This is a genomic window from Coraliomargarita algicola (genome assembly GCF_033878955.1).
Classification (GTDB): domain Bacteria; phylum Verrucomicrobiota; class Verrucomicrobiia; order Opitutales; family Coraliomargaritaceae; genus Thalassobacterium; species Thalassobacterium algicola.
On the sequence record NZ_CP138858.1, the window covers coordinates 78,859 to 102,307 of the forward strand.

The 23,449-nt window shown below is 51.6% G+C and carries 18 protein-coding genes; 10 read left to right on the forward strand and 8 right to left on the reverse strand.

Translation table 11 applies throughout. The features are described 5' to 3' along the window. Positions 1 to 58 precede the first annotated feature (58 nt). Both SH580_RS00290 and SH580_RS00295 read left to right on the forward strand, forming a co-directional pair. Entirely contained in the window at positions 59 to 3,073 is a 3,015-nt protein-coding gene (locus tag SH580_RS00290) for an alpha-mannosidase (RefSeq protein WP_319833001.1), read from the forward strand. A 90-nt stretch (positions 3,074 to 3,163) separates the two neighbouring features. Next, the gene (locus SH580_RS00295) at positions 3,164 to 4,666 is read left to right on the forward strand and encodes a sialate O-acetylesterase (RefSeq protein ID WP_319833002.1); all 1,503 of its coding nucleotides are present in this window, start codon (positions 3,164 to 3,166) and stop codon (positions 4,664 to 4,666) included. 1 nt (position 4,667) lies between these two features. Here SH580_RS00295 and SH580_RS00300 read toward each other — a convergent pair whose 3' ends face one another. From SH580_RS00300 to SH580_RS00310, 3 genes are all read right to left on the reverse strand, one after another. Beyond that, positions 4,668 to 5,447: a helix-turn-helix transcriptional regulator gene (locus SH580_RS00300; RefSeq protein ID WP_319833003.1), complete on the reverse strand. Its 780-nt coding sequence runs from the start codon at positions 5,445 to 5,447 to the stop codon at positions 4,668 to 4,670. A 73-nt stretch (positions 5,448 to 5,520) separates the two neighbouring features. Continuing rightward, positions 5,521 to 7,104, reverse strand: a complete 1,584-nt coding sequence (locus SH580_RS00305; protein WP_319833004.1) for an FAD-dependent oxidoreductase — start codon at positions 7,102 to 7,104, stop codon at positions 5,521 to 5,523. 10 nt (positions 7,105 to 7,114) lie between these two features. Next, the gene (locus SH580_RS00310) at positions 7,115 to 7,402 is read right to left on the reverse strand and encodes an FAD-dependent oxidoreductase (RefSeq protein ID WP_319833005.1); all 288 of its coding nucleotides are present in this window, start codon (positions 7,400 to 7,402) and stop codon (positions 7,115 to 7,117) included. A gap of 75 nt (positions 7,403 to 7,477) precedes the next feature. On the opposite strand from SH580_RS00310, the gene SH580_RS00315 reads away from it, so the two are divergent. From SH580_RS00315 to SH580_RS00335, 5 genes are all read left to right on the forward strand, one after another. Next, entirely contained in the window at positions 7,478 to 8,368 is an 891-nt protein-coding gene (locus tag SH580_RS00315) for a helix-turn-helix transcriptional regulator (protein ID WP_319833006.1), read from the forward strand. A 173-nt stretch (positions 8,369 to 8,541) separates the two neighbouring features. Beyond that, a complete protein-coding gene (locus tag SH580_RS00320; RefSeq protein WP_319833007.1) occupies positions 8,542 to 10,578 on the forward strand; it encodes a beta-galactosidase trimerization domain-containing protein in 2,037 nt (678 codons plus the stop codon). Between the two features lie 183 nt (positions 10,579 to 10,761). After that, positions 10,762 to 11,598, forward strand: a complete 837-nt coding sequence (locus SH580_RS00325) for a hypothetical protein (RefSeq protein ID WP_319833008.1) — start codon at positions 10,762 to 10,764, stop codon at positions 11,596 to 11,598. Further along, positions 11,595 to 12,038 (forward strand): hypothetical protein, encoded by a 444-nt coding sequence (locus SH580_RS00330; RefSeq protein ID WP_319833009.1) that lies wholly within the window; start codon positions 11,595 to 11,597, stop codon positions 12,036 to 12,038. The genes SH580_RS00325 and SH580_RS00330 overlap by 4 nt, the downstream gene beginning before the upstream one ends. A gap of 5 nt (positions 12,039 to 12,043) precedes the next feature. Then, on the forward strand, positions 12,044 to 12,196 hold the full coding sequence (locus tag SH580_RS00335; protein WP_319833010.1) for a hypothetical protein: 153 nt from the start codon (positions 12,044 to 12,046) through the stop codon (positions 12,194 to 12,196). Positions 12,197 to 12,247: 51 nt separating this feature from the next. Here SH580_RS00335 and SH580_RS00340 read toward each other — a convergent pair whose 3' ends face one another. The 4 genes from SH580_RS00340 to SH580_RS00355 all read right to left on the reverse strand — a co-directional run bounded on the left by SH580_RS00340 (position 12,248) and on the right by SH580_RS00355 (position 15,549). Continuing rightward, the gene (locus SH580_RS00340) at positions 12,248 to 12,547 is read right to left on the reverse strand and encodes a hypothetical protein (protein WP_319833011.1); all 300 of its coding nucleotides are present in this window, start codon (positions 12,545 to 12,547) and stop codon (positions 12,248 to 12,250) included. 271 nt (positions 12,548 to 12,818) lie between these two features. Then, a complete protein-coding gene (locus SH580_RS00345) occupies positions 12,819 to 13,022 on the reverse strand; it encodes a hypothetical protein (RefSeq protein WP_319833012.1) in 204 nt (67 codons plus the stop codon). Further along, the gene (locus SH580_RS00350; RefSeq protein WP_319833013.1) at positions 13,019 to 13,897 is read right to left on the reverse strand and encodes an SGNH/GDSL hydrolase family protein; all 879 of its coding nucleotides are present in this window, start codon (positions 13,895 to 13,897) and stop codon (positions 13,019 to 13,021) included. The genes SH580_RS00345 and SH580_RS00350 overlap by 4 nt, the downstream gene beginning before the upstream one ends. A gap of 50 nt (positions 13,898 to 13,947) precedes the next feature. Continuing rightward, positions 13,948 to 15,549, reverse strand: coding sequence for an MFS transporter (locus SH580_RS00355; RefSeq protein WP_319833014.1), 1,602 nt, complete (start codon positions 15,547 to 15,549; stop codon positions 13,948 to 13,950). Positions 15,550 to 15,798: 249 nt separating this feature from the next. On the opposite strand from SH580_RS00355, the gene SH580_RS00360 reads away from it, so the two are divergent. From SH580_RS00360 to SH580_RS00370, 3 genes are all read left to right on the forward strand, one after another. Continuing rightward, on the forward strand, positions 15,799 to 17,982 hold the full coding sequence (locus tag SH580_RS00360) for a glycoside hydrolase family 5 protein (protein ID WP_319833015.1): 2,184 nt from the start codon (positions 15,799 to 15,801) through the stop codon (positions 17,980 to 17,982). Between the two features lie 170 nt (positions 17,983 to 18,152). Further along, positions 18,153 to 21,602, forward strand: coding sequence for a hypothetical protein (locus SH580_RS00365; protein WP_319833016.1), 3,450 nt, complete (start codon positions 18,153 to 18,155; stop codon positions 21,600 to 21,602). 1 nt (position 21,603) lies between these two features. Then, a complete protein-coding gene (locus SH580_RS00370) occupies positions 21,604 to 22,344 on the forward strand; it encodes a hypothetical protein (protein WP_319833017.1) in 741 nt (246 codons plus the stop codon). A 59-nt stretch (positions 22,345 to 22,403) separates the two neighbouring features. Here SH580_RS00370 and SH580_RS00375 read toward each other — a convergent pair whose 3' ends face one another. Continuing rightward, the gene (locus tag SH580_RS00375) at positions 22,404 to 23,420 is read right to left on the reverse strand and encodes a glycoside hydrolase family 130 protein (RefSeq protein ID WP_319833018.1); all 1,017 of its coding nucleotides are present in this window, start codon (positions 23,418 to 23,420) and stop codon (positions 22,404 to 22,406) included. Positions 23,421 to 23,449: the final 29 nt, after the last annotated feature.

Here is a 23,449-nt window from a genome sequence, read left to right on the forward strand (position 1 = left end):
TGTAGCTGCATCGCAAGACCTGAGGCCTGGCTTTATGATATACTGTGTTTACAAAATTATGCTTCCAAATCATCATCTCCCCCAACTGACTCTTAATCGAATTCAAGCGACGGTGAACCGTCTCAAAGCAGCCGTTTGGACGGATCGTCAAGCCGTCGAGGTCGAAGCCTCGCGTGCACAAGCCCAGCAGCTTTCGTTGGCTGAGGGGCAGCAGTTGAAGCGCCGCAAAGTGAAGCCTTGTTCGTTCTGGGGGAAGCTCTTTGATCAACGTTGGTGTCGAGTGACTTTGTCGCAGGCGGCTGACGGCAACACTTGGATGGAATGGAAGGATCAAGGCGAGGCGACGCTCTATGTGGATGGTCAGGCGTATTTCGGTTTCAATGTCGCTCATTCTCGTTGCCGTTTGCCCGAAGGGACGACAGAAGTTTGGCTACAGTCGAGCTGCATCCAGAGTGCGATCTGGCATCCGGAAGCCAATGGTATGGATGCGGCAGGTAGTTATTTCGAGGGGGCCTTTGTCGTCAAGCGTAACGACGTGGCATGGAATGCTTACCACGATCTAAAGTGTCTCTTTGATTTGGCGATGGATCAGCGTCAGCGAGAAAATCCACAACTGTCGGCGGCACTTAATTGTTTTGGACAGCAAGCCTCGGTGAATAAAGCGACGCCGGTTTACCGTCGGATATTACGTGGGTTGGAGGATGCGGCCAATGAGCTCGATCAAAAGGGAATCCCTGCGATGCGTCGCTGCTTGGCTAAGCTTTATCAGGAGCTGAAGATGGACAAGACTTTCGCTAAGTGCATTTTGACGGGGCATGCTCACCTCGACCTAGTTTGGATTTGGCCCGAGCGGATGGGTGAACTTAAGGCGGTTAACATTTTCGCCACGGCAGATCGCTTGATGGAGGAGTATCCTGAATACCGTTTTGCTTACAGTCAGCCGGCTAGTTACGAAGCTGTGGCGAAACGTGAGCCTGACTTGTATGATCGCGTCAAGGGGCGCATTGAATCAGGCAAATGGCAGGCCACGGGGGCCATGTATGTGGAGTCCGATACGATGATTGCTTGCGGCGAAGCTCTGGCCCGCAGTTTTACGCTTGGTCAAAAAGGCTTTGAGGCGATCAACGGAGCTTTGTCAAAGCTCACCTGGTTGCCGGATGTGTTTGGTTACTCGGCCTGCTTGCCTCAGATTATGAAACAGACGGGGGTAGAGTATTTCTTCACCACCAAGATGACCTGGAACGCCATTAACCGCTTCCCTTATAGTAGTTTTATTTGGCGTGGAAATGATGGCTCTGAGATTCTGGCACATGTGACTCAGGATTCCGGCTACGTGACTCATGTGGAGGTCAACGATGTTAAAGCACCGATGTTAGCCAATCAACAAGCGGACATACATGGGGAGTATTTGCTGCCCACGGGGTACGGTGACGGGGGAGGCGGTGTGACTGATGACATGTTGGAACGGGCGCGCCGATTGAGTGCATTGCCCGGTATGCCGGACCTGGAATGGGATCAACCGGAAGCTTTCTTTGATCGTTTGAATGGGGTGCGTGACGAATTGCCCGTGCATCAGGGCGAGTGTTACTTGGAGTATCACCGCGGTACATTCACTACACATGGCAATTTGAAGGCCAGCTTCCGTGGATTGGAGCGTGCCATGCAGGTGGCCGAGGCCGTGGCCGCGGCCACCGGTAAGATTTGGAACATGGAGGATTCGTGGAAGCGCCTCGTGTTTGCTCAATTCCATGATTACATCCCCGGTAGCTCAGTTTGGGATGTGTATATGGAAGATTTACCGGTATTGGATGGGCATGCTGCTAAACAGCTAGCGGAAGCGGAGAAGGCACTTACTGCTAAGGGAGACGATTGCCTTTTTAATCCACATGCCGTGGAAGTCTCAAAGTGGATCGATAGGCCGGACGCGTCGGCTTTTGTTACTTTGCCGCCCTTGAGTGGTTCACTGATCGAAGCGGTGATTCAGGATGCTCCGGCGTCAGTCGAAGTGAAGGGCCGGAAGGTTTCCAACGGTGTGGTTGAGTTCCGTGTCAATGCTTCTGGTTGGATCGATCAACTCAGTTGGGAAGGCGTTGAGGTGCCGCTGTCCGGTCCGCTGGGGCAACTGATGCTCTATCCAGATCATGCCGCGTATTTCGAAGCCTGGGACATTGACCGTCAGACTTTGAGCCTGGGAGAAGTCTGCAAGGCCAAGGCAAGTATCACTGCCGTTGACGGGGGCGCGCACCGCGCGGGAATCGCGGTGACGCGTAAGATCGGTGTGTCCAGCGAAGCGACTGTTACTTTTATGTTGGAAGCGGGGAGCCCCTTGGTGCAAGTCACAGTGGATCTCGATTGGCAGGAGCCTCAGTCCTTACTTAAGCTGCTTTTCCCGACGAAGTATGCCGCCACCAATGCGCGCTTTGGCATTCCTTATGGCAGTGTCTTGCGCAAGCAAGTGCCAGATGGCATGCCAGCCGAAGCTCAGTGGGAAGTGCCTTTCAGTCGGTACCTCGCTGTGTTTGATGAAGGCGAGCGCGAGGGGCTCTTTCTGACGACCGAATCGAAATACGGTGCGACTGTGCGTGAAGGTTCAGTAGGTTTGAGTTTGGTGCGCAGCCCCCGTGTTACCGGGTTCGAAATGCATGGGAATGCCTGGCCAGCTCATTTGACGCGCTTGAAGATAGAATCGCCCTATAGCGATATCGGTTCGCATCAGATTAAGTTAGCCATCGGTCGCTATGATGCCGAGTTGCCGCGTGAGCGTCAGCCTGCATCCATTGCAGACACATTCTTTACCGGTCCAGTAGCCTACACTGGCAAAGCTATCGCCCCCGTCATTGAATCGATCGAAGGTGGCGAGAGTTTGGTGCCGCATTGGGTTAAGCCTACCGAGGATGGTTATGTGCTGCGTTTACACGAAGTCGCCGGACGTCGTGGCACAATCCAAGTTCACTTGGTGGATGGCTACGAACTCGCTCAAACAGATATTAGTGAATCCAAGCAAATGTCTGTGAATTCGATGATTCGTTTTTCACCCTATGAAGTAGTTAGCCTTTTGGTGCGACGTTCGTGAGTGGGATTTAAATTTTATCGAAGTTACTTTGCATTCCTGTGGCATTTTAAGCTTCACCTGTAGGAGAAGATCATTAATGCATGTTAGCTTATGTTGACGTTTACCTCTCGTATCCCCGCAATTCTGTCAATTTCTTGCCTGTGCTTGACGGCACATGCAGATGTGAGCCTGCCGAGCATTTTCGGAGACCACATGGTGCTCCAGCGAGAGCAGAGCAACCCCGTCTGGGGGACTGCCGATGTGGGCGAGTCTGTAACAGTTACCATCGGGGATCAGTCGCATACGACTGTGGCCAATGATGCTGGGCAATGGCGAATTGAGCTTGAGCCCTTGGCGGTGGGCAGTCCTTACACCTTGAGTGTTGAGGGCAAAAATACGCTTCAATTTGAAGATGTACTGGTTGGTGAGGTTTGGTTCTGTTCCGGGCAGTCGAATATGGAATGGTCGGTGAAGAATTCCAACCATGCAGCAGTGGAATTGGCTACAGCCAACCATCCTCAAATTCGTTTGATCACGGTCGCTAAGAATGGCACACAAGTGCAACAGGATGATTTTAAGGGTGAATGGCAAGTGGCTACGGCAGCTACGGTTGCCGATTTCTCTGCGGTGGGGTATTTTTTCGGCAAGCGTTTGAATGATGCTTTAGATGTTCCGATTGGATTGATTGATAATGCATGGGGAGGCTCTGCAGCCGAAGCGTGGGTGCCACGTGAGGTATTGGCTGCGGAGGGCACATTTGATGACTATATCACATCGTGGGATGAGCGCACAGCGGATTACACGGATGAAGTGCATGCCGAAAAGATCGCAGAATTTCGCGCTTGGGAGGCCGCGGGCAAGCCTGAGCCGCATAAACGCTGGCCCAGTGACCCGCGCAAGAATCAACATCGACCTGGCAATATTTATAATGGCATGGTCTATCCGCTGACCGGATATGGCATACGCGGAGTGATTTGGTATCAAGGCGAGACGAACTCAGGCCGTGCTTCACAATACCATGAGCTCTTTTCCTTATTGATTCGCAACTGGCGAGAGAGCTGGGATCAGGGCGATTTTCCGTTTTATTGGGTGCAACTTGCTGATTTTCAGTCGGAAGACTCGGAACCTACGGATAGCAGTTGGGCGTATCTGCGCGAGGCGCAAACCATGACGCTTTCTTTGCCGAATACCGGGGAAGCTGTAATCATTGATGCGGGGGAAGGACGTGATATTCACCCACGTGACAAGCAGACGGTGGCCGACCGTCTAGTGCGGCATGCTCTGGCCAAAGATTACGGCTATGATATTGCCAGTGACAGCCCACGCTATGCTTCCATGTCAATTGAGGGCAATACCGTGACAGTGAAATTCGACCATATCGATCAGGGCTTGTATGCATTCGATGTCAAAGAAGTGAAAGGCTTTAGCATCGCGGGTGAAGATCAGGAATTTGTCTGGGCCGATGCCAAAATTGTAGGCAAAGATACAGTCGAAGTGTCCAGTGAACTGATCGAGAATCCAGTGGCTGTACGCTACGCTTGGGCCATCAATCCTGTCGCGAACTTACAAGATCGCAATGGTCTACCAGTGACGCCTTTCCGCACGGATCAGTAAATTAAACTTGTGCTACTTGCAGTCTTAATTGTGTAGGACTGAGATTGAAACGTTGTCGTATGACTTTGTTAAAATGCTGGAGGTCAGGGTAGCCGACTTCGGCAGCGATGACTTTGATCGGTAGGTCGGAGTAGCTGAGTAATTCTTTTGCGCGGTCTGTGCGCATTCGCCGTAGCCAAATGGCTGGGGTTTCCCCCGTTTCTTGTTTTATGATACGGGTCAATTGATTGTGAGAAATTTGGCAGCGCTTTGCCAGCTCATGTATCGTGAGAGATGTGCCCATTTCCTGTGTGACAATTTCGCAGGCTGTAGCGACAACTCGTTGGTTATTCGGCGAGTTGTCGGCATTCACTAAGATGTCTTGAATGCCCAATAATACTTCCCATAGCCTTAAGTTGGCCCGCATGGGAGCGCTTCTTATTAAAGGGATTGCGCCAACCAGTAAGCTTTTGAGTTGGGGAAGCCTGGCGTCGTTGTGTATGAATTGCGATGCTTGTGTTTCATGGGCAAAGTTTTCAGGCAGTTGGAAATGACAATATAAGTGCTCGGAAGGCCCTTGGTAGTGAAAGGTGATTGGAATATTCGGAGGCACGATCGAACAAGCACCGGGTTCGAGTGCGTAGCATTGGTCGACACAATCGATTCGCCCATAGTATTCATAAAAGTGAAGCGACCAGAATTGAGGGAGCACGTAGGTCTCTTTGGCGACTTGGTGGCCATGTATGCCACGAGTCAATTGTCGGATCTGTGGCGGGGCCTTTAATGTTTGCAACCAATTCATGAATGGTGAAAATATTCCACCAATTATTGCTATAAACAAGTGTTTCTTATTCGGAAATTTCTGGAACAGGCTATCACGCGCCCACTCGGGACGATCCGTGCCCTTTGTGTTCCAGTCCGTGGTCTGGTTCGGCGAGATCTTCGGCGGGTATTTCTGAAATGAGGTCGACCCAGCGCTTGCCGCCTGGGGGATCTTGTGAGAGTGGCATCACTGTGGAGCTCGCTTCGATACTGTAGACACGTAAGTCGCTAGCGCCCCAGGTGCTATGGCCTGTCCAGCGAATGGCTGTGACGCTTTGCGCCACGGGTAAGACATAGAGACGGCGCCTGTTCGCATCCACTTTGCAGAGTTCTATCCAGTCACCTTGTTTAGTTTGGATTTCTACGGTGAAGGAGCGAACCATTGCCGTAGGCACCTGCACAGGAACGTCATTCAGTCCGTAACGGCAAGGCATGCGCTTATCATCATTTAAGTTGCTGTCAAAGACCAGGCGCAGACATTCCACTTCCTGTGGTGATTTCCATTTGAGCTCGATGGATGCCCCGATGGGGCCCGTCCATACGTGCGATTGTTTGTCGGCTTCGCGCTCGTGGCCGTCGAGTAGGACGTCCGTCGATTCGCCTTTGGAGCCGCTGACCTGTGCGGCTTGCATGAGCTCGCAGAGTGGACGGGTCTTGCCGGGTAACCAGCAATCGTCTTCCATCAGGCGTGTCTGTAGCGTTTGTATTTTCTGACTGCTAATCTCAGCTGGTAAGCATTGCTGTTCGACGCAAAGTGCGGCGGCCGTGCCCACCGCTTGCCCCAATAGAGAGCAGGTGCCCATCACACGGGTGGAAGACAGGGCCGCGTGGGTGGCTGAAATGTTTCGCCCGGCACAGAACAGATTTGTAATGTTTTTTGAATACAGGCAGCGAAACGGAATGCCATAGGGGGAAGGGGCCGGGTGGAAGATGGTCGCGCTGCCAGGGTAATACAATCCTGCAGGGTGATGATCGTCCATGCTCCAACCGCCGTAGGCGACGATGTCGTCAAATTTACCTGCTGTCTCGATGTCCATTTGAGTTAGCACGTGGGGGCCCACATAGCGTCGATTTTCGCGTTTTCCAGGAAGTGAGCCGAGCCAGCGTAAGCGCCAGTTGCGCAGCTTCTCCGCCTGTGGGCCGCGATTTTTCATATAATCCCAAATACCCCAGGCTGCCTTAACGAGTTCGTCGTAAATACTTTCTGCGTCAGTAATTGTGTTTTTCAGACCTCCAATCTCCAGCCACCAGAAGTTGTGGCCAAAGCCGCTCGCCACGCGTGAGGGCAGGTTGGATTCTTCATCAAAGACATAGGCCCACTCGGGCGGTGTGAAGTCCTGTGGCTCGGCAGTTTCTTCCAACTGCAGTAGGATGGTATTGCCCATTGTCTTTAGGTCCGATTTCAAGGGGGCAATTGGCTCTCCGGTTTCTTCGCGGCTCTCACGTCCCCAGCTCACTTCAGCGCCAGATAGGGGAGCTAAGATGGAATCTCCGGAGCAATCGATGAAGATGTCGGCTTTAACGCTGTGCCAGGTTTGGGTGGTTAATTGCCATGCGTTTACGCTGGTGATACGATTGCCGTCCATCGTCACATCGTTACATGTGCAATTGAGTAAGGTCGTGAGGCCGGGCGTCATCTTTGCAAATTCAAGCAGGACCGAGTCCCAGGTGGAATAGTTGCCGTTGGGATTTCGTCAAGTTGAGCAATTGGATCTCTTCCAGGATACCGGTCTCTTTGCGGTGGTGTCCGTGGGCGCCGCAAATCCACATACGTACTTCGGACGAAGCATTGCCTCCTAATACGGGACGATCATGGATCAATACTACGTTGGCGCCACGCCTTGCTGCAGCCACTGCTGCAATCAATCCGGTCATGCCACCTCCGACGACGCATACGTCTACCTTTTCTTCTTTGGACTCGAGTCTGGAATTCATTTAAAAAGGATTTGGTATCGTCAGCAGAAAATCAAATCGACAGGCTATCCTATATTACACATTATATATCAAATAATGAACATTCTTCGCCCAAGCTGCTTCCCTGAATACAGACTGGAGCAATGGAACAGTCTACGGATTCAGCTGCTTTGGGCGTATCAGAAAAAGGGTGATCTGCCGCAAGTGATCGACAGTATGGATTATCATTTTCAGAGTGCGGCACTTGTTATCAAAGGTTGGGCTAAAGTCGGGGTTAGTACGGATGCGGAGCACCGCGCGGATCCTGGGCAGTGGCTTATTTTTAAGCAGGGGAGACGTCGTCAACAGTTCAGTGTTGATTGCGAGTTACTCTCGATTGCCTATCGCTTTCAACTGCCTACCGGCGAAGCGCTCTATGATGACGGGCTTCCGTGCATCTTTGACGCGACTGAGGCCCCACGGCTTGAGCGTGAGGCACGTAAAATACTTCCTTTAATGGCGCGGCACGTGGACGCGGGCTTTCTTCGTTTGCAGCAAGTACTTGATATGCGCGATTACATGCTTACACAAAATGCTTTACGCTCATTTCTGCTTGAGTTGACTGCGGTGCTCCAAGTGAAGGGAATTCATCCGCAGGTCATGGGGAAGGGCAACGCTCGAGTGGCGCAAGCGATGGAGATGATTAACTCTGCGGATATCTATGAGCTGGGGAAATCCGTGACTAATGCCAGTATTGCGAAACGAGTTTCTCTCAGTCTGCCCCATTTGGAACGACTGATGGTGGCCGAGACGGGGCATACGCTTTATCAACATATTGACTTACGCAAACTACAAACGGCGCAAGACGCATTACTCGCGAATCATGATAGTATGAAAGCGATCGCCTATTCACTGGGCTTTTCTTCGCCGGCGCATTTCAATAGTTGGTTCAAAAAGCGAACTCGAATGACACCTTTGCAGTTTAGAAGGCAAGGGGCATTCGGTTGAGAGGCGATGTTTATGCTGGCTAGAATCGAGTGTTAAAGGAGATGTGGACGAACTCTATAATATCACAGGCGGCCTTCGCATATTCTTGGGCGGTGAAAATATACCACTAATAGTGGCTGTGGAACAAGCGTTTTTGCTTTTGCAGCACTGTGATTATATGCAAATTTTTCTGTATGATTACTCCGCTTCGTTTTCGACAAATTCACCTTGATTTTCATACCTCTGGCGCCATTGCTGGCATTGGTTCACGCTTTGATAAGGCCGCGTATCAGGCAACGCTCAAGCGTGCTGCGGTGAATAGTGTCAGCACCTTTGCGACCTGTCACCACGGTTGGAGCTATTACAATACAAAGGTCGGCAAACGCCACCCCGGTTTGGATTTTGATTTGCTGCGAGCGCAGTTTGATGCTTGTAAGGAAATTGATATTAATGTGCCGATTTATCTGACTGCAGGGGTGCATAATATGGCTGCGGAGGAGCATCCGGAATGGCGCGAGATCGCACCGGACGGAAGTTATTCGGGGTGGACGAAGTCGCCGCTACAGGCAGGCTTTAAGATGCTTAGCTTCCATTCTCCCTATCTGGATTATCTGTGTGAGCAGGTGCGTGAGGTCATGGAATTATTCCCCCATGCGGATGGAATTTTCTTGGACATTATTAGTCAGAACGAAGATTGTTCGGTGTGGGCGCTGGAGCACATGCAGGCAAAGGGACTGGACCCTTTGAAGCCGGAAGATCGCCGTCAGAGTCGTTTGGATGGATTGATGAAGTATTATCAGCGTGTGACGGAAACCGTGCGTTCGATCGATCCTAAGATGCCGATCTTTCACAATAGCGGACACGTGACGCCGGGCTATCGCGACATTTTAAAGTTCTTCAGTCATTTGGAATTGGAGAGCTTGCCAACGGGGGGGTGGGGCTATGATCACTTCCCGATGTCGGCCAAGTATGTGCATCAACTGGATATGGATTACCTCGGTATGACGGGGAAGTTTCATACCACTTGGGGTGAATTTGGTGGTTATAAGCATCCAAACGCACTGCGCTATGAGTGTTGTGCGATGTTGGCCTATGGGGCAAAATGCAGTGTGGGGGATCAATTACATCCGGAAGGCACTTTGGATGAGAGCACTTATGGCATCATCGGAGAGGCTTATCGCGACGTAGCCGAGAAGGAGGCGTATGTGCAAGGCGCGCGCAACGTGGCGGATGTGGGGCTACTGTTGAGTGGATCGATCCGTGGTGCGGAGAGCTTTCTGAAGAATGGTCGGGAGCGCGCCTCGGACACGGGAGCGGGACGTATGCTGCTGGAATCGCATGTGTTGTTTGATGTGTTGGATGCAGCCATGGACTTTGCGCCCTACAAATTGTTGATTTTACCGGATGATGTGGAAGTCGATCCCGATTTGGAAACTAAGCTGAAGGCTTTTGTCGCAGCGGGGGGGAAGTTAATGCTGACCGGAGACAGTGGTATCGATTCCGGGCGTGGGATGTTGTTTGATGTCGGTGGCGAAGTGGGGGAATTGTCTGAGTATGGTCCCGACTATCTACTGCCTAAGTCCGATCTGCGTGCAGATTTCGTTAACAATCCGATGGTGATGTATGGCAAGAGTCGTCGTGTTCAAGTGAAGGATGGCGAGTCCTTGGGGGAGATCTTTGATCCGTACTTTAATCGTCAGTTTAATCACTTCTGCAGTCATCAGCACACGCCCAATCGGGCTGAAGCTTCCGGTTATAGTTGCGGTGTGCGTAAGGGCAATGTTGTCTACCTCGCGCATCCGATTTTTTCGATTTATCGTTCCTATGGTCAGGTGGCACTACGGCAGTATTTCGAGAAGGTATTGGCACAATTATTAGGGGAAGATCGCAGGGTTTCTGTCGCAGGTTTGCCCTCCACGGGGCGGGTGTCCTTGATGCATCAAGCGGAGCAGCAGCGGCATGTCTTACATTTATTGTTTGCCAACACCATCAATCGCGGCGGCGCGGCTGAACTACACGGCGGCAATGCTTCGGGTGTGCAGCAGTCCTACGAAGTGATCGAGGAGTTGTTGCCGCTCTATGACTTGGAGGTTGAGCTGAAGTTGGAAGCACCAGTGCAAGCAGTTAGCTTGCAGCCGGAGGGGACGGAGCTTGAGTTTACGGAGTCCGGTGGCTCCATCCGTTTTCGCGTCCCCAAGCTAGTTTGCCATCAGATGGTCGTGATCTCTTGAGTGCATCGGAGTTTACTTAGTTAGGTGCTGGCAATGGCTGTTGACTCGTGTGCTCGCATGAACGCAATTAGTTGCGCAATATTGCGCTTTGTTGTCTTAGTCTTTTGGTTCAAGGTGAGTGAGTAACCCCGATGGCTGGATGATGATATCTAGTCATTCTACTTATTTTTAATGTCTGTTGCCATGCCTTTACCTAAAAAGAAAATGAATCCGATGCTGTTGAAGGTGTTGGTTGTGAGTGGCTTGGCGCATTTGGTTTTGGGAGTGATTCTGGGCAGCTTCACGGTGTATAGGTACATAGTTCCTGACGAAGCTAAATTTGAAGAGCCCCCCTCCGTAGTCGAGGAAGCACCGCCGCCGGATGTGAGAATTGAGATTAAGCCTCAAGCTGCTCCACAACCTCAGGCGATGAATCGATTGAAAATGCGACAATTGGGCAATATTGCGATTGCACAAGTCGATGTGAATCTACCTTCGATGAGTGAAAGTTTTACGGTAAGTAGTGGTCTTGGAAATCTAGGAGGTGGCTCTCTATTGGGGGGAACTCGCGGCTCAATAGGACTGGGGATGTCGGATGTAAGTGTGTTTGGACTCAAGACACGTGCAGAGCGCATACTATTTTTTATCGATGCCCATCGGAATATGGTGACTGATAATAAAGGAGGCCTGCGGAGTTATCGGGTGATCAAAGATGAGATTACCGATATGGTGGGTAATTTATCGGCAGGCACCTTGTTTAACGTGATTTTGTTTGATGGCAATCGGACACGTTTTTTCAAGCCCCGGTTGATTCCAGCTGGTTCTGAAGTGACGCAAGAATTGATTCAATGGATCGCACCGGTTAATTCAGCTGTCGATCATGTCGGGCTGAAAGGGGGAAGCTTGCAGCGCTCAAAACATTTGATCACTCGGACCCGAAAAAGTTTGATACGAAAGAAGGCCGCAGTGCACGGGGAAGGGTGTATTCCCCTGACTATGTGCAATGGAATGTGCAGCGAAACGGAGGCACGACCTATTTGACTCAATTAGCATTAGAGCAGAACGTCGATGCCGTCTTTTTTATTACTGGTTCACATAGTGGCTATAGCAGGATTCGGCGTTATATGACTCCTGAAGAATCCGCAAAATTTAAGGAAGCAAAAGAGAAACGTTTGAATGACCCATCTTACCTTGCCGCGCGTGCGGCTTATGTTGCTGAAGTTCCCGAAATGCGGAAAAAGGTGGAAGAGGCTAATAAGAAATTAAATGCCGAGCGTAAGAAAAATGGGCTGCCGCCGAAGGTTTATAGCCTTACAAGTGTGAATGCTATGGCTAAAGAACTTGGTTTGAAATGGAAGAACCCTCCGGTATCTGAGCCTTATCCGCCTGCGTATTATATTGAAGAGCGTAATGTCGAAGATTACCTGAAGGATTTGGTTGAAGAGATCTATGATAAGAGAGGGGGAATGCGCCTTCCTTGAATGTCGTGCTTTTTCTGTCAGGAACAGAGAATGTCAGTAAGGAGCGCGAGGCGGAGCTTAAAGCCTATGTGCGCGATTTTAAGGGGGCCTATCGAATTATTCGTGGCGAGGATGAGATCAAGGGCGCACGTTCCGCTCGGGATATCAGTAACAAGTAGTTCTTTACGCTGCTTTTCCTCTTATATGATCAGGGAGTCTCAGTTGAAGCCTTAGTCAATTAGAACCGTGTACGACAGCGAGCCGCTGGCGCTGTCTTGATCTGAGGCAAGACGAATGCGTTGCACAGTGTCCTTCTTGCCTTGATGGTCTTTGTAGGTGCAGGCTTCAATGGCGCGAATCCGGGTGCCGGGACTGGGCTGAATACGGATGTGTGCATGCTCGGTGGTGATGATAGCATCGTTGCCTTCCTGGCGGGTATCGGCGGGTGCGATGACGATCGATTCAAAACTGCCGGCCTGGCTGAGCTCGAAGTGATCCGTAATGCTCAGGCGGCCTCTTTTTTTGTCCAAAAACCAATGGCGCTGCAGCTTTCGGCAGTTTGCTTCACTGGGGTATGCAGTTCCTCGGGAATCAGTGATCCTAAAGTGACGAGCATTCTGCAAAATTGTTGGCAGTTTCGGCCGCAAACAAATCAATCATCATCGGATCTTTGCCAGCAGGCTCTTCCCAGACATGAGCCGGTAATGTCCAGGAGCTCTCTTCCATTACGTCGGTTAGTTTCTTGAGGAAAGAGGGGAGTCAATTCCATGGCAGAGATTTACGGGCACGATACGCCTGCGCTTAATCCCATCCCATGAGCTGGCGTAAATAGCTCGTCAGTTCGGCGCCATTCACTGCGGCTTGTTTTTTAGAGGGGTGGTAATGGGCACCGTATCCGTATTTTCCATGTGCCGACATTTCAAAAAATGAGACTGGATTGTTTGGCTTGTTGGTTTCCGAGGCAACGCGCTCAAGGATGGTTTTGATTTGGGGGTCATTGGTCATCGGTCCGAGTAGCAGCACGATTTTGGCATTTGGATATTGGGACTGAATGCGTTGCACAAATTCAGTGTAATTACTTTCGAATTTGAGGACATTGGGCCCAGTGGTGCTGAAGTCGTTTGTGCAGAGATTAATACAACCACGTCTGGTGTGAAACGCTTATAATCCCACTTCGGGAGTTCGGATTTGAACAGGCTTCGCTCGTAGATGGCCGGCATATTATCCTCACTTCCGTCCGCGGGGCCGTTGTAGTTGCGCAGTATCCCGATTCCGGAGCGGGCGACGACCAAATAGTCGGCCTGCAGCTTTCGAATGGCGTGGAAGGCGTAGGTGTCGCAAAAGTTTTCCTCTTCAGCTTTGAAGGCTTGGTGCGGGTCGGCCGCTTCGATGCCATAGCCACAGGTGATCGAGTCGCCGATAAATTCGATACGACGGGTTTCCGGAGTCGGCCAGGGCAGGCTTTTGCCATCCTCGCTTAGCTCAAAGCTTTTGAAGCGAATGTTACCGATATTGCCTTCGGTCGCTTTGACTAGTTCAATGGTGTGTGGCCCGGGACTGAGATCTTTTGCCAACTCGTAGTAGCCGCCACTGCCCTCTAGCGTCAGTTTCTCACCTCGCTGGCCATCGATAAATACGATGAGTGAGTTTTTCTTATGCAGATCATCGATGTAGGCCCCGATGCTTTCGCCTTCGAAGGCCATGCGCACGCGGGCTCCAGAGTAGGCGAACACAACTTCGCCGGGGGTTGAGTCATCGATCCGCCCACTGTAATGGATGTTGGGGGCGTTCGCCGGGATCGTTGCTGCGTGGAGCGTTGAGAACATCTGCAGCGCAAGTAGGATTCCCAGGCTGTAGCTTTGTATTCGTTTGTAAGTCATTATTTAGAGTCTTCTACTTGACGGCGTGTTAAACTGTTTAATGCGGTAGCTTAAACATAGCCACGTCGTTTTTCCAGTTCTTTACGAATACTGGCTGCTCGTTCACGGCTCAGCGGATAATACCAGATGGAGAGTAAGGCCACGCCCCACATGATGGCTGGTAAAATTAAATATAGGTGAAACATTTTATCCACGACTGCCACGGCCTGATGGTCTAGGCTGGCGTCATAGCCGGAATATTCGAGCACCGCACCCCCGATCCCCATGGAGACGACCAGTGATGTCTTAATGAACCAAGAGTAGAAGGCATTGATCGATCCCTCGCGGCGGCGCTTGGTATCGACTTCATCCCAGTCCGCCACATCCGCTTTCATGGAGGGCAAAAAGAGCCAGACCGCTCCGATTGCAGTGGATTCAAAGAAGCCGGCAATAATTAACAGATAGGGCATGCTCGGCGTCATGAGGAAATAGTTGAGCAGGTGCCCGAAGATACAGGTGCCTAGCATGATTATTACCGCTTTGCGCTTATCCAGTTTCTCGCCCAGCCAGGTGAAAAACGGCAACAGCGCGATTCCGGTGACTGCGAGGACAGATCCTTTGAGCCCGGTGATCACACCGGCTTGAAGCATGTCACCATCACATACATAGTAAATAATGACGTAGGTACCCAGCCCGCCGATCGAGGCGTAGCCCATGACGAGAAAGAACGACACACTGATCAGCGACCACAGCGGCTTACAGGTGGCCGATTCTTTGATGCTCTTCCAAAAAGATTCGGGCTTTTGCTGGCTGGCTTCTTTGTCGTAGTAGCGCTCTTTGACAAAGAGCGCGGGCATGACGCCGAAGATCAGCAGCAAGAGTGCAAAGAACCAGCAAAGGATTTTCATGCCCAAAACGATCGGCTTGTCGTCCAAATGATCTCCGGCGAAGCCGGTGAGCATTGGCTGAATGCCCGCGACCATTGATTGAATCCATTGCGGCTTGCCTTCCAGACTACTCATGTCGCCCTTGGCAATGGTGCCAACAAAGACAATGGCCACAAAGGCCCAGCCGGCGAAGAAGGAGAGTATTTTACTCACAAAGGTCATGACGACGGTCAAGCGCGTGCGTTCGTCGTAGTTGGGCGTGAGTTCCAACTGCAGGCCGTAGTAAGGCATCGACCAGCAGGTGAAACTGGTGAAGTAAATGAGCCCGATCGCCGTCAGATAAACAAAGGATGCCTTATCCTGATTACTCAGTTCATCACTCAGGAAGGGCACATAGTCCGCGAGTTGCACCAGCCAGGAACTGCCGTTGATGACGCTCTCGGGAAAGTTCCAGATGAAGGGGAAGAGCGCAGCGGTGGTCAGGGATGCGAGAAAAATGAAGGGACGTCGCCGCCCCCAGCGGGTGCGGGCATTGTCCGAGAAGTTACCCACCAAAGGATCGGAGATCGCGTCCCAGGCTCGCATGATCATCAGGATGATGCCCAGCACAATGGGGCTGATCTCCAGCCCGATGTTGAAGAAGGGCATCCATAGGGTGCTCGTCACCAGGGAACTACCAATCCATTCGGTATTGGTGCCCATGGCGAAAGCGAGTTTCTGACCAAATGGGATGCGGTCTTTCTCGGGGATGTCGGCAAAGCCTGCTTGTTTGAATTTAAAGGCCATATTGAGAATGGATAAAGGGGAGGGGCGTCATTCAGTCTCACTCTGAGCCTGAATGCTTGGCGGTGAAAGTTCAGGTCTCCGCAATAGGTTTCCTTATCGCACTTTGGGGCAACCTATTGCACTAGCCCTGACTTGAGATCATTCTTATCTTAAGAGTTTATAAGGTGGTTCTCCTGACCCCGCCTGTGGCTTGAACTCGCTTTGTTTAGTTCCGTCACATTCAATCCATTCCCCTCATTAATATCCCTTATGAATCGATTGCTTTATCTGTTTCTAGCTCTTGCGAGTTTTGTTCATTTGTCTGCTCAAATAAGCGTGATCGCGGAAGACTTCTCTCCGCAATCCGAATCTGAATCCTGGCCGGATGGCTGGCCGCAGCCCGCAGGAGCGAGCTGGGAAAATGAGGCTGGCAATTACTTTATTCGCATGACCAGTCAGGAGCCTGGTAAAATGCTGATGCTCTATCGCGAGCTTCGATTGCCCGAGGGAGTTGAAGCTTTGGAATTTAGCTGGAAGCAACGGGTCACTGGTTTGGAGCGTGGGGAAAAGTCCTGGTTTGATGCCCGCATCATGATGGAATTCATGGATGCGGATCGCAATAAGTTAAAAGGGCAGCCGCGCCCCGCGTATAGTAATCGCGATACCGATGGCTGGGTGGAAAAGCAGATGTCATTCCTGGTGCCGGAGGGCGCGCATACGCTCAAGTTCATGCCTTGCCTGTTTAATGTGAAGGCGGGTGTCTTTGACTTGGACGATCTGCAGATGCGGCCGATCGATGCAAGGACACTGCGAGAGGCCGCCGCAGCCGCCCAGCTGGAGAACGCAGAGAAGACGCGTGCCAAAACGGAGCAACGCCAGCGCAAGGCCGCCAAGGTTTTAGCGGAAAATGCTAGCTTGATCGCTAACGGCGGCTTGGAAGCAGATGGGAACAACGACGGCCGACCCGATTATTGGGGCAAGCTCAAGGATCGGCTTTCCTACGAGACCGAAGCGGGGAATCGTTATTTACGTCTACATTCGGACAATCCGGAAAAGATGGTCATGTATTACTCTGTCATTGATCTATCGGCAGATGTGCAGGCGCTGGAGCTCTCCTTTGACTGGAGGCTTACGGATATTAAGCAGGGCACTGAGCCATGGCATGATGCCCGTGTCATGTTGAAATTCCTCGATGCGAATGGTAAAAAGCTCAGCGGCGGGGGCGATGTATATAGTAAGAAATCGACGGATGGATGGCAGCACCGCAGCCGCAATTTATTGGTTCCGGAAGATGCCGTCGCTCTTGAGTTCATGCCTGCTTTGTTTAATGTGAAGTCCGGCGTCATGGATATGGACAACCTGGTGCTGAAGCCGGTCGATGCGGCGCCTTTGTTGGCGGCCAAGGCTGAGAAAGATAAGATGCGCGCCTTCCTGCATGTGGATGCAGAAGCCGCGCAGCCCGAAAACTGGCCATCGGAGTTACATGTGGTAGGGAATCGCCTGCACAACGCAGAGGGCAGGGAAGTCTGGCTGCAGGGCTCGAATGTTCCCAGCATGGAATGGAACCCGAGAGGGGAGAATATTTTAAAGTCGATCCAGGTCGTTTTGGATGAATGGAATGGCAATGTGATTCGTCTGCCGGTGAAGGAAGAATACTGGTTTGGTAAAGATGGGGAGGCGTATAAGCAGTTGATTCACGATGCGGTCATCATGACGGCCAATCGTGGTGCTTACCTGGTCCTCGATCTGCATCGCTACCGTTCACCGAAGCAAGTCCATGCGGACTTCTGGAAGGAGGCCGCAAGCATCTATAAAAATCATCCGGCAGTTTTGTTCGACCTGATGAACGAGCCGCACGGAACCAGTTGGGAAGTCTGGCGCAATGGTGGCTTCGTGGCGGAAAAGCAAAAAGAGGGGGATGAAGATGCCTTCCTCAGTGAAGAGGATAAGAAGAAAAACGCCCGTGGCTTCGAGTCGATCGGCATGCAGGCCTTGGTCGACGCGGTGCGTGAGACCGGAGCACAGAATATCGTCATCGTCGGGGGCTTGGATTATGCCTATGATCTTTCCGGTATCCTCAATGGCTTTGCGGTGGATGATCATGGGGGGAATGGCGTCATGTATTCGACCCACGTCTATCCATGGAAAAGCAATTGGCAAAAGAGCTTTCTGAATGTCGCGGAAAAGTATCCCATTTTGGTCGGGGAGGTCGGTGCAGATGCTAAGAAAATGGACTTCATGCCGCATGAGCAGCAGGAAGATTGGGACAGCTGGGTGCCTTCGATGCTCGGCTTGATACAGAAGTATCAATTGAACTGGACCGCCTGGTGCTTTCACCCCGGAGCCAGCCCCCGCATGCTCAAGGATTGGACTTATGAGCCGACTCCTTTCTGGGGCAAACAAGCCAAGGAAGCCTTGGGTGGGAAGTCGTTCAAGTTGGATCGTTTACGTTAATGGCTATGTTCAAACGTTTCTTGCATTGCCCGGACACCACACTCAAGTTGATCGTATAAATGTTCATCCCTGAGCACAGTCATTTATGTGTAAAGAAGAGTCGAAGCCATCGAAGTGGTGGTTTTGCCCTCATTATATCATTAGGGATTCTTTCATTTGTCCTGTTATTGTTGTTAAGTCTGACAGCTTTTGTTCGAGTGGAGACGCGACTGGCGAGTGATTCATTAAGCCAGTTGGAGGCGAAGCAGAATGCCATGCTCGGGCTGAACATAGCACTCGGCGCATTGCAACAACACACGGGGCCAGATCAGCGAGTGACGGGGCGGGCTGATGTATCGCTGCCCGCATCAGTGAACTTGCAGAGTGGAGAGGATGGGGCGACGGTTCAGGCGAAGTTAGATACATATTGGCAGGCGCAGCGAAATCGTCAATGGACGGGGGTATGGCGCAATACGAACACGTCGGCCTATGATCCTGAAAACCCCGAGGGATACAATGCGCAGCCAAGCCTGTTGAGTTGGTTGGTTAGTGGCAATGAAGGCGCGATCGATTATAATCCGACGGATCAGGTGACTGGCTTAAATGCGACAAGTCGACCTTCGGATACGATACTTGGGAGTGGTGGGCAGCGCTATGCCTTACTGGTGACGCCCGATGGAAATGCGACTGGGGGGGGCGAGGCGATCGATCGTGCGGTGACTGCACCGATCATGGAGATAGATTTAGGCGATTCGGGACGTGGTAGTTATGCTTGGTGGGTCGGTGATGAGGGAGTGAAGGCGCGAGCGAATTTGGTGGACCCATATACGGGGTCTGCCTTGCCTTCCGATCAATTGCGACGTGCCGCCTCGGCGCAACGTGTGGCAGTTGAAGCGATGACGACCGATGGTTCAGATGGGTTGGCTCCATTCTATACGCCCAATGATCCAGCCCTGGCGGATATATTTTTTCTACGTGATTTTGCATTTCTCAATAATGATTCCGCTTATATGGATGAGCTCGATTCACGTTTCCATGATCTCACTCTAAGCTCATGGGGAGTATTGGCCGATGTGAAACACGGAGGCTTGAAGCGAGACCTCTCATACATTCTCGGGCAACCGGATATCGCGTCGCTACAATCTGCAGCAGCTGCGGCTTATGAGGTGAATGCTGCGGATGGCTACTTCGTAATTGAGCCAACGGCGAGTTCGAACCGCTTTTTAAACCCTTTGACTACTCCATATGCGGAGGTGCCAAGCGATACCGGCTATGGTGATAGCCGGCAGCAATATAGCGTCGCTCCTGGAATTATGGCGTATACGCCGACTTGGGAGATGCTTGGCTCCTATCACAATGCGGGTAATTTGAGCACGGATACGCCGGTTGGTGCCTACACGAATACGGGGGCGGTTATTCCTCGACTCCAATCGCCCACACAAAGTGGTATTGGGCCTATGGTGAGTCAGGCGAAAGTGTTTTATAATTTGAATGTGGGGAGCACTGTTCAATTACAAATCATTCCACAAGTGGTCTTGGTCAATCCATACTCAGTGCCACTTGCGCCTGCCCAATATACGGTGCTGTTCACTGATTCTCAAACGGCCTATGTTCGGTTTGGCACACCTGCGAATGTTGATGATCCGCAGGTCGCGGAGTTTTCCAATACGAATCAAGTGAGCTTGGCCGGAGCAGGTCTTGGGAGCGCTCAAATGATTTTACAGAGTGAGGGCATGGCGCCCGGCGAAGCACAGATATTCAGTCTACAAGTCAGTGGTGACTTGATCCCCTCAGGTGCCAATGCTCAGGCGGCATTTCAAGCGACCATGGTGAACGATTATGACCCATCGGCGTATTTGGTATATGATACCGGAGTGACGATTCCGAGCGGGACGACACATGCGGCTTTGTTTTTTAGCAAAGCACATATTTTAACCGAGTTGTTTTTAGACTATGACCCTGCGGAAAAGGCAATAGTGGGGGATCGCCGTTTAGTCCATTCGGTTTCGCCGCATTACCCCTCGACGGGCGATGATTCCAGTAATGTCTTTTTGGTATATCCTGTTGATTCGGGCTTGCGAGCGGGAGGGGGCAGTTATTTTCGTCTGGAGGACCTGTCTCAGGGCACTTTTCAACGCGCTTATTTTCTGCAGCAAAATTACCGGATGTCCATGATCACTGGCTTTCATGGTTTTACATCTGGCACACACTTAAAAGAGTGGGCACGGGGCTATGTAAAAACAGGATTCCCCGGGAATGAGAAGTATATCGGCGCGAATCTGCTGCGGCCTAGCGGTAGTTTGACCAATGTGCGATGGGGCCCAGTGAATTCAGGTGTGAGTAGTTATGATACCGCGCCGCCGCCTGGCATCGGCAGTGACCTGGGGTTTACCAATTTGCTTTATGAATATCCCGAACCGGGGATCGGCTTGAGCTCGTTGGGACAATTGCAGCACTTCAATACGATGGCTTATGTCGATCGGATCAATTGGCAGGGCTATTCCAGTATGAAAGCCTTGTACGGGGCGAACGTGCAGAATGCGACGACGGTTCAAGCCTGGCAGGGCAATTACACGCTATCGAATTCGTATCCAAATCCCGGTGTGGCGCGTGATCAAGTCTTCGGCGCGGGGTATTCTGGATATCATTATGATGGTTCCTATTTATGGAATGATGCGCTGTGGGACCGGTTCTACTTTTCGACCTATCCGGCACTTGGAGATTTCGATTTTGATAACGATCAGTTGGTCAATCATCGCTATCAGCCCTTTCGTAGTCAGACCGAGGTTCCGCATGACGATGAAACAAAATTTCGAGGTGACGGTAATCCGAGCCGTTCAGAGAACAGTCGTATGGCTGCAGCGAATTTGATGTCTAAGGGGGCCTTTAATATTAATTCCACCTCGGTGGAAGCATGGAAGGCCTGGTTCGCCAGTTTGAGTGGTGTGCCGTTAGGAGATGAGGCGGATAGTGCGGATTTGACGGCGCCCTTTGCGCGTAGTTTGCAACGTATTGGAGAATCGAATGCGGCTGCGACGGCGAATAACGAGAATGCCTGGGCCGGCTTTCGCAATTTGACGGCTGCTGAGATTCAAGACCTGTCTGAGGAAATGGTCAGACAAGTTGTTTTACGCGGGCCGTTTCTTTCCATGGCGGATTTTGTGAATCGTCGCTTAGTGTCCAGCGGAAATGATACATACGGGCTGGGCTTAAAGGGAGCCTTGCAATCCGCGCTGGATGTTGCGGTGAACGATGGGCGTGTGGACACAATCTTTGATAAACCCACATTAGACGATGCCAATATTATGGAGGACAGCGCATATAAGCTGGATTCCTTCATTAGTGGTTTCCCAGGCCATGTATTACAGGGGGACGTACTTTCTCGCATCGGACAGTATCTCTCCGCGCGGAGTGATACCTTTCGCATTCGAACGTATGGTGATGTCTTGGATCCAGTTTCGTCGTCGGTGAAGTCCAGAGCTTGGTGTGAAGCGCTGGTGCAGCGTTTGCCAGACTATGTGCGGCCGCCGAGCGAAGGAGGCGATGCCGCAGTGGATTCGGCGTTGCATGCGGACAACCTAAGTTTCGGTCGGAAATATCAAATTATCTCTATTCGCTGGTTAACTGAAGATGAATTATAGTATGAATGTCTTGTTTCCGCCTCGTGCGCTTTGCTGCTTTTTGTTGATGAGTTTTTCTGTGAGTGCTGCAGCGGCACAGACAGCAGCGGTGGCAGTCCGCGTTTTGATTTTAGACGAATCGGATGCGGCATATGTGATTAAGGACAATGGCGAGTATCGATCTGTTAGTTCATACCCTTATGCGATCAGTCCGCCCTTTGATGTTGAACCGGACAGGCCATGCGACGTGTATAAAGAAATCCATTTTCTCGATGATTCGGGGCAGGCGCACACTCGGTATGAGGCGATTGCTCAGGTGAAGGTGAGCGACACTGTCGAAAGCGTTTTAGTGGTCGTTGCCGCGACTGCGAGTGGTGAGTATATATTAACTTATTACCCGGACGGCGAGGAGGATTTTCCCGCGGGAACTGTGCGTGTCATTAATTTGGGGCACTTGCCGATCGCTGCCAGTGTCGGCAGTGGTATCTTTTCGATTACACCGAAAGCGGTGCAATTCATGCAACCGAAACTGGACCATAAGCGGCGGTTTTTCACACGAGTCGCCGAGAAGGAGTCAGAGCAGTGGAACATTCTGTATGATGACGTTTCCGTGTTGCGGCCAAACGAGCGCATGACTGGGATTGTAGTGTATTCGCCGAGTGGGATGCGGCATACCTACACGGAGTCTGAAATCATTGAATACGGCCCACCGCCTCCTGGGCATTACTGGTTGAGTTATACGGATACTTCGCTTCAAGACTAGACGGTGTTGAAGGTTGAAACAATCCGTGGCTGACTGTTTGCAGAGTCTGCCGCTCTTTGTTACAGCGGTTCGATCGTATTTAGCAGGTCTTCTAACTTACCTTCCGCGAGGGCCACGACGGTGTCGGCTGCGCCGTAATACATTTTGACTATGCCGTCGTCTTCCAGAATGAAGCCACCGGGGAAGATGACGGAACCGCGAAAGCCTTCCAGTTCGTAAGGGGCTTCGGCACGTAGCAGCGGCTCTTTGCTCATGCCAATGACTTTGGCTGGATTTTCGAGGTCGAGCAGCATCAGGCCGGCAATGTATTCTTTGTTCCATGTGCCTTCACTCCATGTGAAGAGTTCTTTGTCTTCATGTTTCATCACGGCGTGAAAGGTGGTGAGCCAGCCTTTTTCAGTTCGGATTGGCGGCGCACCGGGGCCGATCTTGGCGTTGCCGAATGGAATTTCTTCCGCAGCCAGCAGGAGTTTGTGTTCGCCCCAATGGATGCCGTCGGGAGACTCACTGATCCAGATGTCAAAGGACTCGCGACCGCCGCGCAGGTAGAGGGGGAAAGGACGGTCGAGTCGGATGAGTTTACCGTTCACGCGCTCGGGAAAGAGCACCATGTTCCGATCTTCGGGTAAAGTGATGTGGAGGAGATCCCAGTTGCGCAGGTCGGTGCTTTTTGCGATGCCTCCACGAATGCCATGATGTGTATCGACTGCGAAACAGAAGTAGGCCTCAGCATCGATCATCGTGATGCGTGGGTCGTAGACACGGACGACTTCTTTATCCCCAAAGCGTACATCATATTGGCTTTTTAGCCATTCGCGGATTTTCTGTTGATCAAAAATCGGCTCCGGGTCGACATCCCAATTGTGGCCGTCCTGGCTGCGCGCTAGGCCCACACGAGTCAGATAGGCATCCGGATGGGCGCGGGGGCCGGAGTCGGTGCGAAAGAGCATGATGTAGCCATTTTCCCATTTGCAGACGCCCGCGTTGAATACGGACATGCAATCCCATGGGATGTCGTCTTCGTGGAGTACTGGATTGGCGGGGTGGCGTTGGAGGGGAGATGTTTGTGTGGTCATGTTGTGTGTAAAATTGATGTTGGCTGGAG

Excerpts from the sequence above, each read along its gene's own strand:
- SH580_RS00290 (WP_319833001.1), top strand. The coding sequence starts at position 59 with ATGCTTCCAAATCATCATCTCCCCCAACTGACTCTTAATCGAATTCAA.
- SH580_RS00295 (WP_319833002.1), top strand. The coding sequence starts at position 3,164 with ATGTTGACGTTTACCTCTCGTATCCCCGCAATTCTGTCAATTTCTTGC.
- SH580_RS00300 (WP_319833003.1), bottom strand. The coding sequence starts at position 5,447 with ATGAATTGGTTGCAAACATTAAAGGCCCCGCCACAGATCCGACAATTG.
- SH580_RS00305 (WP_319833004.1), bottom strand. The coding sequence starts at position 7,104 with ATGACGCCCGGCCTCACGACCTTACTCAATTGCACATGTAACGATGTG.
- SH580_RS00310 (WP_319833005.1), bottom strand. The coding sequence starts at position 7,402 with ATGAATTCCAGACTCGAGTCCAAAGAAGAAAAGGTAGACGTATGCGTC.
- SH580_RS00315 (WP_319833006.1), top strand. The coding sequence starts at position 7,478 with ATGAACATTCTTCGCCCAAGCTGCTTCCCTGAATACAGACTGGAGCAA.
- SH580_RS00320 (WP_319833007.1), top strand. The coding sequence starts at position 8,542 with ATGATTACTCCGCTTCGTTTTCGACAAATTCACCTTGATTTTCATACC.
- SH580_RS00325 (WP_319833008.1), top strand. The coding sequence starts at position 10,762 with ATGCCTTTACCTAAAAAGAAAATGAATCCGATGCTGTTGAAGGTGTTG.
- SH580_RS00345 (WP_319833012.1), bottom strand. The coding sequence starts at position 13,022 with ATGACCAATGACCCCCAAATCAAAACCATCCTTGAGCGCGTTGCCTCG.
- SH580_RS00350 (WP_319833013.1), bottom strand. The coding sequence starts at position 13,897 with ATGACTTACAAACGAATACAAAGCTACAGCCTGGGAATCCTACTTGCG.
- SH580_RS00355 (WP_319833014.1), bottom strand. The coding sequence starts at position 15,549 with ATGGCCTTTAAATTCAAACAAGCAGGCTTTGCCGACATCCCCGAGAAA.
- SH580_RS00360 (WP_319833015.1), top strand. The coding sequence starts at position 15,799 with ATGAATCGATTGCTTTATCTGTTTCTAGCTCTTGCGAGTTTTGTTCAT.
- SH580_RS00370 (WP_319833017.1), top strand. The coding sequence starts at position 21,604 with ATGAATGTCTTGTTTCCGCCTCGTGCGCTTTGCTGCTTTTTGTTGATG.
- SH580_RS00375 (WP_319833018.1), bottom strand. The coding sequence starts at position 23,420 with ATGACCACACAAACATCTCCCCTCCAACGCCACCCCGCCAATCCAGTA.